Below are 15272 nucleotides of genomic sequence, written 5' to 3' on the forward strand. Positions count from 1 at the left end.
GCGGGCTTCGTTGCCGGCGACCGAATGGCTTCGCACACCGGCTGGCGAAGCCGGTGTGCGTTTTTTGGGATTCCCCGAGAGTAGCCGCATGACCGGCAGGTAACCGAGAGCTGACGTGTACGTTCTCTCACAAGAACGATAAGGGAATCGATTCAGACGTCACCGGATCGGTGCATTTGCAGTAAATCTTGCGGTGGGCGGCCTCACACCCGTGACCTGCTTGTTTTCATTTTCGACATGAAAAAAGCCCGGCGCTGGTGCGCCGGGCTTTCAAACTGTGACCTGGGTAACTTTTCAGTTGGGCGAGATCCACTGTCCGGTGCCGGAGTCGATGTGCGCGACGCCCTCGAGCGTCTGCGTTCCCGCGCCGCCCCACTCGGCGTCACCCGCGGGGTCACCGATCTGCTGGTCGCCGCCCGAATCCAGCAGTCCACTGGAGACCTCGGTCCACTGGCCCGGGCCGCTGTGCTCGAACGTCGTGCTCGTGCCGTCGGCGTCGACCTGCACCGCGATGTCCGCTTCGCCGTCGCCGTCCTTGTCGGTGAAGGCGATGGTGCCACCGCTCTTCGTCTCGACGACGGCGGTGTCGTTGTGCCCGTCGTGGTCGGTGTCGATGGTCGCCGCGCCCGCGTCGACCTCGCCGTCCGGCATGTCCGCGTGGATGTGGCCGCCGGAGCTGTCCTCGTGGCCGCTGCCGGTGTCCGAGTCGTCGTGGCCCCCGCCACCGGACTGGACCCACTCACCGCTGGCCTCGTCGTAGACGGCCTGCTCGACGACGTGCCCCGTGTCGTCGAGGACGGCGTACTGGTCGGCCTCACCATCGTGGTTCGAGTCGATGAAGGCCTGGGCCGTGCCGTCGTCGTGCTCGACGATCGCGGTGTCGTTGACACCGTCGTCGTTCACGTCGTAGTTGACCTCGGCCTGGTACTCCTGGCCGTCGACGTGCACGGTCATCGCCTCGGCACCGTTGGCGTCGGTGTCGCTGCCGCCACTCTCGTCGACCCACATGGGACTTCCCCCTTCGAACCGGGTAACGCCGTTCTCCGACCTGCTGTCTGAGGGTATGACTCACCGTAGGCCGGTTCGGTTCCCCACCACAACCGGACGCGCGCTCAGGCCGTCTTGTCCCGCAATGCCCGGATCCGGGTCAGGAAGGCTTCCGCCCGGTCCCGGCCGTCGCTGACCTCTTTCAGGCGCTTCGACACGATCGCGATCTTCTTCGCCCGTTCCTGGGCGCCCATCTTGATCGTCTTGTCGACTTCCTTCAGCTCGCCCTCGATCGCGTCGATGCGCCGGCCGAGGGCCTCGTCCAGGGCCATCGACAGCTGCTGCTCGGCCTCGATGAGCTGCTCGGCGACGAGCTGGTCGAGCGTCGAGCGGGCGTCCGCGATGGCTTCGACGAGCCACTGCTTCAGGTGCTGCTTGTCGGCCGCGTGCTTGCGCGTGCGGGCCATCCACCAGCCCGCGCCGAGGCCGATGATGATCGTCACCGGCAGCACCACGGGGTTGAGGATCGCGACGCCGGCCAGGGGGAGCGCGGCCACCTTTCCCGCGCCGACACCGCCCGAGATGCCCATGAAGACGAGCAGTTTGTCCTCGGCCGTCGGCGGCTTCTTGTCCGGCGGGCGCAGCACCACGGGCGGGCCGCCGGCGCGCGCGAACTGCGCACGGATGACGTCCAGCTCCTCCGGCGAGAACAGCTCGGACAGGGAGACGTTCGTGACCTGGTTGAGCCGCTGGGAAAGCAGCATCGAGATCCGCTGCGACGTCGTCTGCAGCGCGATGTCGACCTGCTGCGGCAACGCGGCCAGCTCGTCCCGCTTGGCGGCGTCGATCAGCTGCCGGAAGTGGGTCTGCGCGTCCCGCATCTGGCGGCTGCTCTCGTGCAGCACCTCGACGCGGGTGCGCTGCACCTCGCCGCGCAGCTTCAGCTGCCAGCCGCGGGTCGACGTCCGGCGCTCGGCCTGCAGCTGGTCACGGCGTTCGCGCAGCTGCTCGGCCTCGGCCTCGCCCGCCGACAGCGCGCGGCTCTCGGCCTGCAGCTTCGCCTTGAGCACGGCGAGCGCGCTGGACAGCGCGCGCAGCGTGTTGGCCTCGCCGAGCATCGCCGAGCGGCCCACCAGCAGTTCCTGCAACGCGGTCTGGATCGCGGCGACCCCGGACTTCTCCCGCAGCATCGCGGCCATCTGCTCGTTGGGCGCCTTCGCGGCGGTCTCGAACATCCGCGCCGACACCGGGTGGAACACGGCGTCGGCGAAGCGGGGCGCGTACTCGGCCAGCAGCTGCCGGTCGGCCGCCAGCACCTCGCGCCAGCCGCGGAACATGTCCACCTTGGTCAGCGCGAACACCACCGTCTCGACGCGCTCGCCGACGTCGCGCAGGAACTGCAGCTCGGTCGAGGTGAACGGCGCCGAGGCGTCGACGACGAACAGCAGCGCCGTCGCGCCCGCGGCGGCTTCCTTGGCCAGCTCGCCGTGCATCGAGTCGAGCCCGCCGACGCCGGGGGTGTCGACCAGCGAAAGCCGTTCGAGCAGCGGCACCGGCCCGGTGACCTCGACGTAGCGCGGCGGGATCTGGCCGGGTGGCAGCTCGTGCGCGGCGGAGACCCAGTTGATCAGCTGGCCGAGGTCGATCGGCACCGGCGCCAGCTGGCCGGGGTAGCAGGCCTGCGCGCCCCAGGCGTCCGCGTGGTCGAACACGAGGTAGGTGGCGGTGGCGACGTCGGCGTCCACAGGGGATAGTCCCGGCCGCGCGAGCAGGGCGTTGACCAGGGAACTCTTGCCGCGGTTCGTCTCACCGACGACCACGACGGCCGGCTTCTTCGGCCGCGCCTTCCGGATGTCGTCGACCCACCGGGCGGCGTCGGGATCGGCGTCGCGGACGACGGTCAGCAGCTGGTCGCGGGCCGCCTGGACCTGCGCGGGCAGGCTCGGCGCGGTGGGCGCGCTCACGGGGTCTTCTTCGCGTAGACGATGACGATCGGGGCACGCAGCAGGCGGTCGTGGTCGGCGAACCCGGTGACCTCGGTTTCCGCGACGACGCCGTCCAGCGCCGGGTCCTCGGTCGGCAGCGCGCCGCCGGCTTCGTGCCAGGCCGGGTCGAACCGCTCGCCGTCGGGCCGCAAGGCCTGGACGCCGATCGCGGCCAGCCCCTCTTCGAGGCGTTCGACAACACCGCCGCTGCGGGCGCGATCCAGCGCGTACAAGCACATCTGGATCAGCGCGTCACGGTCCGCGAGTGCGCGCTCCAGGCCTACAGGGGACGTGATGACCGGCTGCAAGGGGTGCACATCGGTGTCCGACGCCGGCTTCGCGCCGTCGGTTCCCTTCTCCGCATCGGCTTCCTCGATGATCTGCGCGATGCTCAGCGCCGGGATCTGGCCGGTGGGCGTCTCATCGGCATCCACCACGCCGTCCTTCCGAAACCACGCCACCCGCACCACCCCGTCCGGCTCCGCTGAGATTCCACCAGTTTGGAGCACTCAAGCGCCATCCGGGGGCGAAACGGCCGAGACCGGGCGGAGGAAGCGGATCAAGATCGTCCGGAGGATCACCAGTTCGGCCGCGGTGTCGACGTCCGGGTCGAAAGCCGCCCGGGTGATCAGCGCGTCGGCGAGGGCGGCGACCCAGCCGGCGGCGGTGTGCGGCGGGACGCCGGGGTCGATCAGGCCGGCGGCCACGGCCCGCTCGATCAAGACGGCGAGGCCGTCGGCCAGCGCGCGTTCGTTGTTCCGGATCAGCTCGGCGAACTCGTCGTCACGCGCGGCCTGCGCGGCTGCTTCGAGCACCAGCCGGGCAATGGCGGGGTGCGCGACCTCGGCGGCCAGCGCGAGCGCGACGTCGAGCAGCGCGGTCCACGGGTCGCCCGCCTCGGCCGCGGCCGCGAGCCGTTCGGCCGTGTCGCGGGCGTCCTCCTCGAAGATCGCCGTGAACACCGCGCGTTTGTTCGGGAAGTAGTGGAAGAGGCTGCCGGAGCTGATGCCCGCGGCGCGGCAGATGTCCGCGGTCGTCGTCCGCTCGAGGCCCTTCTCGGCGAAGCACCCGGCGGCGGCGTCGACGATCGCCCGGCGCTTGGCCGCGTGCTTCGCGGGGTCGACGGTCCTCATCGCTCGACCGGCGGCTCGTCGCGCCAGGGATACCCGTGCTCGGCGAAGGCCCGGGCCAGCTCGGGCCCGCCGAGGTCGGTCTTCTCGCGGGCGATCTCGCGGCCGTCGGCGGTGTGCAGGACGAGCTCTTTGCCGTCGAGGTAGACGGCGTCGAGCTCGGCTTCGATGCGTCGCGTCTTCTCACCGCGGACCAGGGTGACGCGGGTCGGCGACACCGTGACGACCAGCCGGTCGTGCGCCCAGATCACCGCGAACGCGAACCCGAGCACCAGGCCGCCGGCGACAGCGGCGAGCGTCGCCCAGGGTTGCGGCAGCTTCGTGAGCACCTTGAACACACCCTGGAACGGGAAGGCCGGCAGGCCGGCGACCCACGCGGCGATGGCCCAGACCCCGACGCCCACGGCGGCGCCGGCCAGGGGACAGCCGACCCAGGACCCGGTGCGCAGCCACGACGGCTCGTCGACGGTCGTCTCCATGTCGCCTATTATCAGACCGCGCGCTCGGTTTATGAAAGCCGGGTCAGACCAGTTCGTTGATCACTTCGCGGAGCTTGGCCTCCAGCCCCGGGCCGTCCTCGGCGAACCGGGACGAGACCAGCAGCTGGTCGTCGGCCGTGCGCAGGCAGATCGAACCGGCCACGGAGATCTCGATGACGTTCAGCCGGAACGGGTACGCGCGCCGCCCCTGCCGCACCTCGGCCTCCCGCACGAGCTGGCCGAGCCGTTCGCCGGCGACGATCTGGCGCCGGTAGAAGCCGGGTGCCCACGGGGTCGTGCCCGACGGCTCGCCCGCACCGCGCAGCGCCGGGCCGCGCGCGTTGGCGAAGTGCCGGGACGCGGCCGGCGCGAAGTACTCGATCGCCTGCCGCATCGCCGAATCGTGGGCGAGCGCGGGCCGGCCGTAGCGGTTGCGGGGGCTGCGCGGATCCGGGTCCACCCGGCCGCGCAGGAACGCGAGGAGGTCGTTCCACCAGTCCGCCCACTGCTCCTGGACGGCGGCGCGGTCGATCTCCGGCGGGACGTGCACCGGGACCTGCGGCTCCACCGGCGGCAGGACCTGTCCTTCGGAAACGGACAGCGCCAGGGCGTCACGGATGTACAGCGCGACGTCGATCTCGGTCTCGCTGCTCCACCCGGCTCGCCAGGATGTCGTGTTCTCCAGCTGCACGTTTTCCAGAGTACGCGGGAAAGCCGCTGATCCCGGCAAAGTCGGCAAGGTGAAACAAGCGTCAGGCCGGTTGCTCGCGCACCTGTTGCCAGATCAGGAAATACGCACGGTGCACCACATGCGCGACGCGGCTCTGCGCCGGCGTTGCGCCGAACGACGCAAAGGACCGCCACCAGCCCGCGCGCTCGAGGGCGTGCGCGGCCAGCTCTGGCCGGGGCGCGCCCGGCTTGCCGAGCTGGGCGCCGATGTCGGCGTTGCTGCCCACCCGCAGCACCTCTTCGGAGAGGTCTTCGGGCATGTCGACGGCGCCGGAGGCGACCAGCGTCAGCGCTTCGAGCAGCCGCAGCTGGTGGGCCTCGGGCTTGGCGAGCAGCACCTCGATGGCGTCGTGCACGCGCTGGCGCTCGGCCGGATCGCCGGAGGCGTGCGCGAGCGCGGTGACGGACGCGAGCGCGGCGGCCGCCTTGATCCCGTCGGCGCGGGCGGCGAACACGATCGACAGCCGCTGCCGCACGGCTTCCAGGCCGGACGCGTCCAGCAGGGACCGCCGCAGCGCGCCCGCCGTGATCTCCGGTTCCTTGCGGATGACGTCGACGGCGTGCGAGACGCCGAACAGGTCGAGCTTCTCCAGCAGCCGCAGCCGGGTGCCGGCCGGGACGTCGCACTCCCAGCTGGTGAAGATGTCGGCCGAGATCAGCATGGTCTGCAGGACGTCGTCGTCGAGCTCGGCCAGCTGCCGCAGCGCCTCGGCGTCGGCGGAGGTGAAGCCGCCCGACTCGGCGGACTCGGCGATCAGCCCGATCACCGGCAGGACGTCGGCGACGCGCGGCTTGAGCGTCGAGGCCTGCTTCTCCGACAGGATCGTCGCGGCTTTCCAGATGTCGCCGTCGGCGCCCTCGACCGACTCGGGCGCGATGGTGTCGGCCTTGTTCAGCACGGCGATGGCGTTGACCGGACCGGCCTCGCGGCTCGCGGTGGCCGCGGTGAACGCGGCGAGCGCCTGCTGGTCGTCGGCACGGACGCCCTGCGTGACGACGTAGAGGACGGCCTCGGCGCCGGCGACGGCGTTGCGCGAGGTGTCGTCGAGGTCGTCGGAGCCCTCTTCGTCGTCTTTGCGGTGCTTCGCGGCGCCGAGGAGCAGCTCGGTGCGCGACACCGACGCGGCGTCGAGCGAGCCGAGGCCGGGGGTGTCGATGACGGTCATGCCCTGCAGCACGGCGTTGGTCAGGTAGGCCTCGATGTGCGAGACCTTGGTGATGTCGACGCCCAGCTCGGCCGGGATCATCCCGTCGGAGGCGAAGGGGAGCACCTGCTTGCGGCCGTCGGTGAAGACGATCTCGACGCGGTCCACGGTGCCGTACTGGAAGCGGGTCACCAGCCGGGTGCACTCACCGATGTCGGTCGGCGCGACCCGGCGCCCGATCAGCGCGTTCACCAGTGTCGACTTGCCCGACTTGATCCGCCCGGCGACGGCCACCTGCAGCGGCGCGCCGAGCCGGCGCAGCACCTCGGCGAACCCGGCCGACGTCCGCGCGGACACCTGCGACTGCAGGCGGTGGCACAGGTTGGCCACGGACATCGACAGCGGACCCGCGAGCCGGTTCTGCTCCGGTGACGTCACGACCCCCAGTCCTCCCCGGTCGAACGGACACGACCCGGGGAATCGTCCCATGCGCCTCATCCTCGGGTCGCACCGAAGGTGGTACCGGCGACCGACGCGCGGGCCCCGGGCCGGGACCTAGTGTTGTCTGGTGCGACGGCTGAGTCTCTGGATGCGTGCCCACCCCATGGCGGGCGACTCGGTGCTCGCCGTCCTGCTCGGCCTGTTCGACCTGATGCTCTTCGCCGCCGACGGCTTCGCCGAGGTGCCCGAGCTGCCGCCCTGGTACGTCGGGATCCCGGTGATCATCGCGATGGTGACGCCGCTGGTGTTCCGGCGGCGCTCGCCGCTGTGGTCGGCGTACGTCGTGCTCGTGATCAGCATCGTGCACGCGGCGCTGATGCTCGGCATCGGCAGCGCGGCCGGGCTGGCGATGAGCATCTACTCCGTCGTCGTCTACGCCGGGCGGCGCCAGGGCGTGGTGTTCGTCGGCGCGGTCGTGGTCGCGTCGGCGATCCAGCTGCTGATCGAGCAGTCCGGCGACATCCTCATCGCGGTGCTTTTCCTGGCGTTCGGCATCGCGCTCTGCTGGACGCTCGGCGAGTTCGTCGGGGCGCGCCGCGCCTACGACGTGGAAGTGGAGGCGAGGTTGCACCTGCTCGAAACCGAACGCGACCAGGCCACCCGGATCGCGGTGGCCGAGGAACGCGGCCGCATCGCGCGCGAACTGCACGACGTCGTCGCGCACGCGGTCAGCGTCATGGTGGTCCAGGCCGACGGCGCTTCGTACGCGATCCGCAGCAACCCCGAGCTCGCCCAGCGGGCCCTGCAGACGATTTCCGAGACCGGCCGCGGCGCGCTCGGCGAGCTGCGCGCGCTGCTCGACGTCCTGCGCAACGACCGCGCCGAAGGCGAGCCGCGCGTCCCGCAGCCGGACGCGCACGCGATCGCCGACCTGGCCGAGCGGATGCGTGCGGCGGGCGTGCCGGTGACGCTGGAGACCGACGAGCTCGGCGACCTGCCCGCCGGGGTATCGCTCGCGGCGTACCGGATCGTGCAGGAGTCGCTGACCAACACGCTCAAGCACGCCGGGCGCGGCGCGACCGCGTCCGTGCGGCTGCACCGGACCGGCGACCTGGTGGAGGTCCTGGTCTCGGACGACGGCGCCGGCCGGCTGCCCCAGCTGACCCCGGCCGGACGCGGGCTGTCCGTCCCCGGCGGCAACGGACTGATCGGCATGCGCGAACGCGCGCACGTCTACGGCGGAACCCTCGAGGTCGGTCCGGCTCCAGGTGGCGGGTGGCAGGTCCGCGCGGCGCTGCCGGTTAGGTTGGCGCAGTGATCCGTGTGGTGGTCGTCGACGACCAGGAACTGATGCGTGTCGGGTTCCGGATGGTGCTGGGCGCGCAGGAGGACATCGACGTCGTCGGCGAGGCCGGCAACGGCGCCCAGGCCATCCGGATGGCCGAGGAGCTGCGCCCCGACGTCGTCCTGATGGACGTCCGGATGCCGGTGCTCGACGGGGTGGAGGCGACGAAGAAGATCGTCGCCGACGGCACCGCGCGGGTGCTCGTGATGACGACGTTCGACCTCGACGAGTACGTCTACGCGGCGCTGCAGGGCGGGGCGAGCGGGTTCCTGCTGAAGGACACCCAGCCCGACCACCTGGTCTCGGCGTTGCGCGCGGTGGCTTCGGGCGACGCAGTCGTCTCGCCGTCGGTGACGCGCCGGCTGCTGGACCGCTTCGTCGGCGCGGGCGGCACGCCGATGCGCGACACGGCCGAGCTGGACGTGCTCACCGACCGCGAGCGCGAGGTGCTCGTGCTGATCGCCAAGGGCATGTCGAACCTGGAGATCGCCGAGGCGCTGTTCCTCTCGGAGGCGACGGTGAAGACACACGTCGGCCGGATCCTGGCGAAGCTGGACCTGCGCGACCGGGTGCAGGCGGTGGTACTGGCCTACGAAACCGGCCTGGCCCGCCCCGGCCTCGCCTGACGGAGGTCCGCACTTTCCCTATGAAAGATGCGTCCGGAGGGCCCCTGGACGCATCTTTCATAGGGAAAGTGACGCTCGGACGGTCGCGACCACTCGCTTCGGATCGCCGTACAAGTCAGCTTTGGTGACGATCATGAAACGCCATCCCTCGGCCTCGATCGCGGCACGGCGTTGCGCGTCGAGGCGCGGCTGGATGCCGTCGAGATGCCACTCACCGTCGTACTCGACGGCCAGCTTTTGCGCAGGGAACGCCAGGTCAAGGCGGCCAAGGAAGTCACCCGCTCCGGTGATGACGTCGACTTGGACCTCGGGCTTGAGCCCGGCGACGGTGAGCCACACCCGCAGCTCGGACTCGGGGATGCTCTCTGCCCGAGCGTCTACCAGCGCGAGCGCTTTCTTGGCTCGCACCATTCCGTTGTCGCGGCGCGGCATGAGATAACGCTGCAGTTCGGCCAGGTTCACCAGCCCGCTGCCGAGGAAGGCATCGAGGTAGCCGACAGTGCGGGGAAGCGAACGATGAAGCTTGGTGTTCGTGGCGACGTCCAACGCCAGCCGAGGTGGCGTAGCGAGCTGGATGTCACCCCACGGCTCGCTGTCGATCACCCGGCTGGTCCGCCGGATGTGCAGCCCGGCCTGCCGGTTGAACTTCAGGTTCTCGGGCGCGACGAATTCGACCAGGTCCTGCGGACCGACCAGTTCAAGGCCCCAGACGGCCGCTGCCGAGCACCCGGTCAGGACGGCACCACTCGGTGCAAGCAGTGCGGCGGCACGGCACCGCATCGAGTGCGTGACTTCGGTCGTCGAGGCGACGTAGACGTTCCGGAACAACCGGGTGAACGACGGGGACCGCAATTCGAGCAACGTCAACGCGTCTTCGGCCACGGCGTGGCTCCCGACGAAGGGCTCGATGAAGTCGACCAGGTCTCTGCTGCGACGTTGGAACACCCACCAAACCTGCGTCACACCACCGACAACCAAGCCCGCAGAAGATCAACTACGGCCTACTTATCCACATCCCCCGAAATCCCTCCACAACCCCGCATCTTTCCTAGAGAAAGTGACGCTTTAGCCCTCCAGGGCGCATCTTTCCTGGAGAAAGTGGCGGGTTGGGTTAGCGGTAGTCGTCGGGTGGGGTTGTTGCTGGGTTTTTGCCGGCGTTGCGGACTTCGGTGAGCCAGCGGCCGAAGTCCGGGCGGTCTCCGTCGATGTCTGTGTAGTCGTACTCGTGCATCAGGGTCCAGGACGCCAGCGTCTGGCCGGCGAACCGGGCGACGTCGGGGTCTTGCGCCAGGGCTACGACGCCGCGGGCCAGCAGGTACGGGGTCTCGGAGATCTTGAAGTCGACCGGCGCGAGCTTGCCCACCGCGTCGCGCCAGGTGGCTTCGGTGACTTCGAAGACGTCCAGCATCGACTCCGAGCGCAGGAAGCCCGGGGTGACCGCCAAGCCGACGCAGTCGTTCTTCTTCAGCTCGACGCCCAGCGCTCGGCCGAGTGCGCGGATGCCGCACTTGGCCAGGTAGTACGGCAGGCCCGCGCCGACGTAGTCGTCGTTGTCGCCGTCCGTGACCTCGAGGACCAGGCCGCGGCGGGCGACCACCAGTGGCAGGAGCTTGTGCAGCGCGATGAGGTGCGTGTCGAGCGCGTTGTGCGTCAGGTTCAGCGCGTCTTCCAGGGGCGTCTCCCAGAAGGGCGCGTCGAAGTGGAAGTACATGTCGCCGCCCCAGACGTCGTCGACCAGGATGTCGACTCCGTCTGTTTCGGACTCGATGCGCGCCTTCAGCGCGTCCACATCGGACACCGATGTGAAGTCGCAGCGGACCGGGACGGCTTTGCCGCCCGCCGCCTCGACCAGTTCCGCCGTCTCCTCGATCGTCTCCGGGCGCTTCATCGGTGACGCCGTTTCGCGCGTCGACCGGCCGGTGACGTACACCGTCGCCCCCGCGCGGCCCAGTTCCACCGCGATCGCGCGGCCACAGCCCCGGGTCGCCCCCGTGACCACCGCGACCTTGCCCTGCAAACTCATCTGTTCTCCCGTCCCCGCCACGCGGTCAGCACCGCGTCGACGTCTTCGGCCAGCCGGTCGGCCAGCCGCCCCTGCGGCCGGATCGACCAGTCCAGCGACACTCCGTTGATGACCGCCAGCAGGGCCCGCGCGGCGCGGGGCACGCTCGGCGCGTGCGGCAGCTCGGCCGCCACCGCGCGGACGAGCCGGGCCAGTTCCGCTTCCACCGCCGCGTAGTGCTCGCCCAGCAGCGACCGCAGCACCGGGTCGCCGATGTCGACGCCGAGCTGGCCCAGGTGGTTGGCCGCCTCTTCGGCGTCGCCGAGCACCGCGTAGACCGTCACGGCCGCGGCTCGCAGTCCCACGATCGGGTCATCCGAGGAATCCGCGCACGCCCGCATCTGCTCGACCGCGCGGGTGGTCGCGCGCCGGCTCAGCGCCTGCAGCAAACCGGCCTTCGAGCCGAACCGCTGCCCGGCCGTGCCGACCGCGACCCCGGCCTCCGCGGCCACCTGGGCCAGGGTGAAGCCCGGTCCGCACCGGCCGATCACGACCTCCGCCGCAGCCAGCAGGCGCTCGTCGGTGATGCTCCTCGGCCTGGCCACCCCATTATTGAACCACAGTTCATTAATGGTGTCACCCGGGGACGCATCAGGGTCGGGTCAGGGTCATCACCGATCGCGCATCGGCCGAAAAGCCAGGAAGGTACTACTCAGGTAGGGGGCCCGGTTCGGTCTACAGGGTGACGCGCGAACAGGTCCTCACCCGCGACGATAGGTACGTCGTAAGCGAGGGGCGAAGAGGAGCAAGCCATGATCGAGGCAACGGGCCTCACCAAACGGTACGGAAAGACGCTGGCGGTGAACAACCTGTCGTTCTCCGTGGCCGCGGGGCAGGTCACCGGCTTCCTCGGTCCCAACGGGGCGGGTAAGTCGACCACCATGCGCATGATCCTGGGCCTGGACAACCCCACCGGGGGCCAGGTCACCATCGGGGGCAAGAAGTACCACGACCTCAAGCAGCCGCTGCGGACCGTCGGGGCGTTGCTCGACGCGAAGTGGGTGCACCCCAACCGCTCGGCGCGCGCCCACCTGCAGTGGATGGCGAAGTCCAACAAGATCCCGACCGCCCGCGTCGACGAGGTGCTCGGCACCGTCGGCCTGAGCAACGTCGCGAACAAGCGCGCCGGCGGGTTCTCGCTCGGCATGTCGCAGCGGCTCGGCATCGCGGCCGCCCTGCTGGGCGACCCCGAGGTGCTGCTGTTCGACGAGCCGGTGAACGGCCTCGACCCGGAGGGCATCCTCTGGATCCGGAAGTTCATGCACCGGCTGGCCGAGGAAGGCCGCACGGTCTTCGTCTCGAGCCACCTGCTTTCGGAGATGGCGCTGACCGCCAGCAACCTCGTGGTGATCGGCCGCGGGCAGCTGATCTCGCAGTCGTCGACGGAGGACTTCGTCTCCCGCGCCGCGGAGAACACGGTCAAGGTCCGCTCGCCGCAGCTGACCGAGCTGCGTGACGTCCTCCAGCGCGCGAGCGCCGGCGTCACCGGGGACGAGAAGGCGCTCGTCGTGTCCGGCATGGACAGCGACAAGATCGGCGAGATCGCCGCCGAGCACCGGATCGTGCTGCACGAGCTGAGCCCGCAGACCGGTTCGCTCGAACAGGCCTTCATGCAGATCACCGGCGACTCCGTCGAGTACCACACCGGTCTCGAAACCGAGGCGCAGCAAGTACTCGAGTCCGCCAAGTAATCGAAACCTCCACGGGGAACCAAAGATCATGAACCTGCTCGCGGTCGAACGCATCAAGCTGTTCACCACCCGCTCGCCGTGGTGGTGCGCGCTCATCACCATCGTCCTGTCCGTCGGCTTCGCCGCCATCCTGGCCGGCGCGACCGAGGCCGGCGACTCACTGACCGTCTCGGCCACCCAGTTCGGTGGCACGCAGTTCGGCATCGCCGTCGTCATGGTGCTCGCCGCCCTCGCGGTGACCACCGAATACCGCTTCAACACCATCCGCACCACGTTCCAGGCGGTGCCGCACCGCTCGCCGGCGCTGGTCGCCAAGGCGACGGTCGTCGGGCTGCTCGCGCTGGTCATCGGCGAGATCTCGGCGTTCGGCGCGTGGGGCCTCGCGAAGGTGATGCGGCCGAACGACAACCTCGCCCTGGCCACCGGCCAGGACTGGGCCACCGTCGCCGGGCTCGGCGTGGTCTTCGCCTTCAGCGCGGTGCTCGCCGTCGCCGTCGGCATCATGATCCGGCACAGCGCCGGCGCGATCGCCCTGCTGCTCATCTACGCACTGGCCGTAGAGAGCCTGGTGCAGCTGATCCCGAAGATCGGCAACCACATCCACGAGTGGCTGCCGTTCAACGTGGCCAACAAGTTCCTCGTCGGCTCGACGCCGGCCGGAAACGGCCCCATGCCGTCGGACTCGCCGCTGAGCCCGGGCTGGGCGCTGGCCTACTTCGCCGGGGTTTCGATCGTGTTCCTGCTCATCGCACTCGGGGTGGCGAAGAAGCGGGACGCCTGAGGGGAAACAGGGGAAAACGGAAAATCCGGGTCGCGCTGTCGGGGGGCGACCCGGATTTTTCGTTTCTCGCTAGGCTCACCGCGACGGGACGGGTGGGCGGATGATCGAAGCAACGGCACTGACCAAGGCGTACGGCGACACGACCGCCGTGGACCAGCTGAGCTTCACCGCGCGCTCCGGCCGCGTCACCGGCTTCCTCGGCCCGAACGGCGCCGGCAAGTCCACGACGATGCGGCTCGCCGTCGGCCTCGACACCCCGGACGCGGGGACCGTGCTCATCGACGGCGTCCCGTACCGCGAACTGAAGGACCCGCTGACGACGGTCGGCACGATGCTGGACGCCGCCTGGCGCCACCCCGGCCGCGGCGGCCGCGACCACCTGCGCTGGCTGGCCGCGACCAACGGCATCCCGGACCGGCGGGTCGACCAGGTGCTGGCGCTGGTCGGGCTGACGAGCGTCGGGAAGACGCGGGCCGGGCGGTATTCCCTCGGCATGCTGCAGCGGCTGGGGATCGCCGCCGCGCTGCTCGGCGACCCGCGGGTGCTGCTGTTCGACGAGCCGGTGAACGGCCTCGACCCCGAGGGCATGGCCTGGATCCGGCAGCTGCTGCACTCGCTGGCCGCCGAGGGCCGGACCGTGTTCGTGTCGAGCCACCTGCTGCCCGAGATGGCGCAGACCGCCCAGGACCTGGTGGTGATCGGCCGCGGCCGGCTGATCTACCAGGGCACGATGGACGAGTTCGTGGCGCGCACGAGCCACCACGGCGTGCGCGTGCGGACCCCGCACGCCGCTGAGCTGCGGGCCGCGCTCACCGGGCAGGTGGAGTTCACCGAAGCCGACGGCGCGTTCGTGGTGTCCGGAGTGGACAGTGACCGGATCGGGCAGCTCGCCTTCGACGCCGGCGCGACGCTGCACGAGCTGAGCCCGATCGCCGGCTCGCTGGAACAGGCCTACCTCGACCTCACCCGCGAGGCCGTCGAATTCTCCGCCTCGGAGGTCGCGCAGTGACCACGACGACGTCGAACCTCCTCCGCGCCGAGCGGATCAAGCTCTTCAGCACCCGGGCGCCGTGGTGGTGCCTGGCGCTCGCGTTCGTCGCGCCGCTCGGCTTCACCGCGCTGTTCTTCGCGCTGGCCGGGCCGGAGATCCCGGCGACTGTCGGCAACACGCAGCTCGCGAGCGGCAACGGCCGGACCGTGCTGCTGGTGCTCGCCGTGCTCACGACGGCGTCGGAGTTCGGCTGGGGCACGATGCGGCTGACCTTCCAGGCCGTCCCGGGCCGCGTGCCCGCGCTGCTGGCGAAGGTGACGATCATCGGCGTGGTGGGGGCCGTGCTCGGGCTGGTCGTCGGCTTCGGGGCCTGGGGTGTCGGGACGCTGGTGCAGCCGGACGCCGATCTCGCGCTGCACTCCGGCGCCGAGTGGCGGTCGGTGCTCGGCCAGAGCCTGGTCTTCCTGCTCACCGCGGTGGCCGGGGTCGGGGTCGCGCTGCTCCTGCGCAACGTCGCCTTCGCGCTGACGGCGGTGCTCGTGTGGACGCAGCTGCTGGAGGGGCTGGTCGTCTTCATCCCGGGCGCCGGGCGGCACATCTACCAGTGGATGCCGTTCCACGCCGCGGACCAGTTCGTCGGCGCGGGTGGCTTCGGCGCCGGCGCGCTGCAGCTGCCGGCCGCGCCACTCGGCCCGTGGGGCTATCTCGGTTACTTCGCGGCGATCAGCGTTGCCCTGTTCGTGGCCGGGGTGCTCGTCACGGCGAGGCGTGACGCCTGAGCGTGATCGTCGTCTCACTACTCCACAAAACTGTGTTAAGAGAAGATGAAAACGTTGTGGCTTCTCTCACAGGCGCCGGACATAATGTTATGACCAGGCAA

The 15272-nt window shown here is 70.2% G+C and carries 16 protein-coding genes; 6 read left to right on the plus strand and 10 right to left on the minus strand.

All coding sequences use genetic code 11. From position 1 onward, the window contains the following. Window positions 1–294 precede the first annotated feature (294 nt). The 7 genes from OHS18_RS30230 to OHS18_RS30260 form a co-directional block, all read right to left on the minus strand. On the minus strand, window positions 295–1008 hold the full coding sequence (locus OHS18_RS30230; protein WP_328446904.1) for a hypothetical protein: 714 nt from the start codon (window positions 1006–1008) through the stop codon (window positions 295–297). A gap of 104 nt (window positions 1009–1112) precedes the next feature. After that, on the minus strand, window positions 1113–2951 hold the full coding sequence (locus tag OHS18_RS30235; RefSeq protein ID WP_328613179.1) for a dynamin family protein: 1839 nt from the start codon (window positions 2949–2951) through the stop codon (window positions 1113–1115). Continuing rightward, a complete protein-coding gene (locus OHS18_RS30240; protein WP_442875431.1) occupies window positions 2948–3289 on the minus strand; it encodes a nucleotide exchange factor GrpE in 342 nt (113 codons plus the stop codon). The genes OHS18_RS30235 and OHS18_RS30240 overlap by 4 nt, the downstream gene beginning before the upstream one ends. Window positions 3290–3481: 192 nt before the next feature. Continuing rightward, window positions 3482–4105, minus strand: coding sequence for a TetR/AcrR family transcriptional regulator (locus OHS18_RS30245; protein WP_328613181.1), 624 nt, complete (start codon window positions 4103–4105; stop codon window positions 3482–3484). Further along, on the minus strand, window positions 4102–4581 hold the full coding sequence (locus OHS18_RS30250) for a YqeB family protein (RefSeq protein WP_328613182.1): 480 nt from the start codon (window positions 4579–4581) through the stop codon (window positions 4102–4104). The genes OHS18_RS30245 and OHS18_RS30250 overlap by 4 nt, the downstream gene beginning before the upstream one ends. Window positions 4582–4624: 43 nt before the next feature. Beyond that, window positions 4625–5272, minus strand: a complete 648-nt coding sequence (locus OHS18_RS30255) for a hypothetical protein (RefSeq protein ID WP_326945347.1) — start codon at window positions 5270–5272, stop codon at window positions 4625–4627. 61 nt (window positions 5273–5333) lie between these two features. After that, window positions 5334–6851, minus strand: a complete 1518-nt coding sequence (locus OHS18_RS30260; RefSeq protein ID WP_442875432.1) for a dynamin family protein — start codon at window positions 6849–6851, stop codon at window positions 5334–5336. Between the two features lie 193 nt (window positions 6852–7044). Between OHS18_RS30260 and OHS18_RS30265 the strand changes: the two genes are divergently transcribed. Both OHS18_RS30265 and OHS18_RS30270 read left to right on the plus strand, forming a co-directional pair. Beyond that, window positions 7045–8214: a sensor histidine kinase gene (locus OHS18_RS30265; protein WP_442875433.1), complete on the plus strand. Its 1170-nt coding sequence runs from the start codon at window positions 7045–7047 to the stop codon at window positions 8212–8214. Then, on the plus strand, window positions 8211–8867 hold the full coding sequence (locus tag OHS18_RS30270) for a response regulator transcription factor (RefSeq protein ID WP_328446891.1): 657 nt from the start codon (window positions 8211–8213) through the stop codon (window positions 8865–8867). The genes OHS18_RS30265 and OHS18_RS30270 overlap by 4 nt, the downstream gene beginning before the upstream one ends. A gap of 57 nt (window positions 8868–8924) precedes the next feature. Here OHS18_RS30270 and OHS18_RS30275 read toward each other — a convergent pair whose 3' ends face one another. The 3 genes from OHS18_RS30275 to OHS18_RS30285 form a co-directional block, all read right to left on the minus strand. After that, window positions 8925–9812, minus strand: a complete 888-nt coding sequence (locus OHS18_RS30275; protein WP_328613184.1) for an endonuclease domain-containing protein — start codon at window positions 9810–9812, stop codon at window positions 8925–8927. A 166-nt stretch (window positions 9813–9978) separates the two neighbouring features. Next, a complete protein-coding gene (locus OHS18_RS30280; protein WP_328613185.1) occupies window positions 9979–10890 on the minus strand; it encodes an SDR family NAD(P)-dependent oxidoreductase in 912 nt (303 codons plus the stop codon). Then, window positions 10887–11474 carry a TetR/AcrR family transcriptional regulator gene (locus OHS18_RS30285; protein ID WP_328613186.1) on the minus strand — a complete coding sequence of 196 codons (588 nt, stop codon included), beginning with the start codon at window positions 11472–11474 and terminating at the stop codon, window positions 10887–10889. The genes OHS18_RS30280 and OHS18_RS30285 overlap by 4 nt, the downstream gene beginning before the upstream one ends. 207 nt (window positions 11475–11681) lie before the next feature. On the opposite strand from OHS18_RS30285, the gene OHS18_RS30290 reads away from it, so the two are divergent. The 4 genes from OHS18_RS30290 (at window position 11682) to OHS18_RS30305 (ending at window position 15171) form a co-directional block, all read left to right on the plus strand. Beyond that, window positions 11682–12620: an ABC transporter ATP-binding protein gene (locus tag OHS18_RS30290; RefSeq protein WP_328446886.1), complete on the plus strand. Its 939-nt coding sequence runs from the start codon at window positions 11682–11684 to the stop codon at window positions 12618–12620. Between the two features lie 28 nt (window positions 12621–12648). Further along, window positions 12649–13401 carry an ABC transporter permease gene (locus OHS18_RS30295; protein ID WP_328446885.1) on the plus strand — a complete coding sequence of 251 codons (753 nt, stop codon included), beginning with the start codon at window positions 12649–12651 and terminating at the stop codon, window positions 13399–13401. Window positions 13402–13501: 100 nt separating this feature from the next. Then, on the plus strand, window positions 13502–14410 hold the full coding sequence (locus tag OHS18_RS30300; RefSeq protein ID WP_328613187.1) for an ATP-binding cassette domain-containing protein: 909 nt from the start codon (window positions 13502–13504) through the stop codon (window positions 14408–14410). After that, window positions 14407–15171, plus strand: a complete 765-nt coding sequence (locus OHS18_RS30305; RefSeq protein ID WP_328613188.1) for a hypothetical protein — start codon at window positions 14407–14409, stop codon at window positions 15169–15171. The genes OHS18_RS30300 and OHS18_RS30305 overlap by 4 nt, the downstream gene beginning before the upstream one ends. Window positions 15172–15272 lie beyond the last annotated feature (101 nt).

This window comes from Amycolatopsis sp. NBC_00355 (assembly GCF_036104975.1).
In the GTDB taxonomy this organism is placed as follows: domain Bacteria; phylum Actinomycetota; class Actinomycetes; order Mycobacteriales; family Pseudonocardiaceae; genus Amycolatopsis.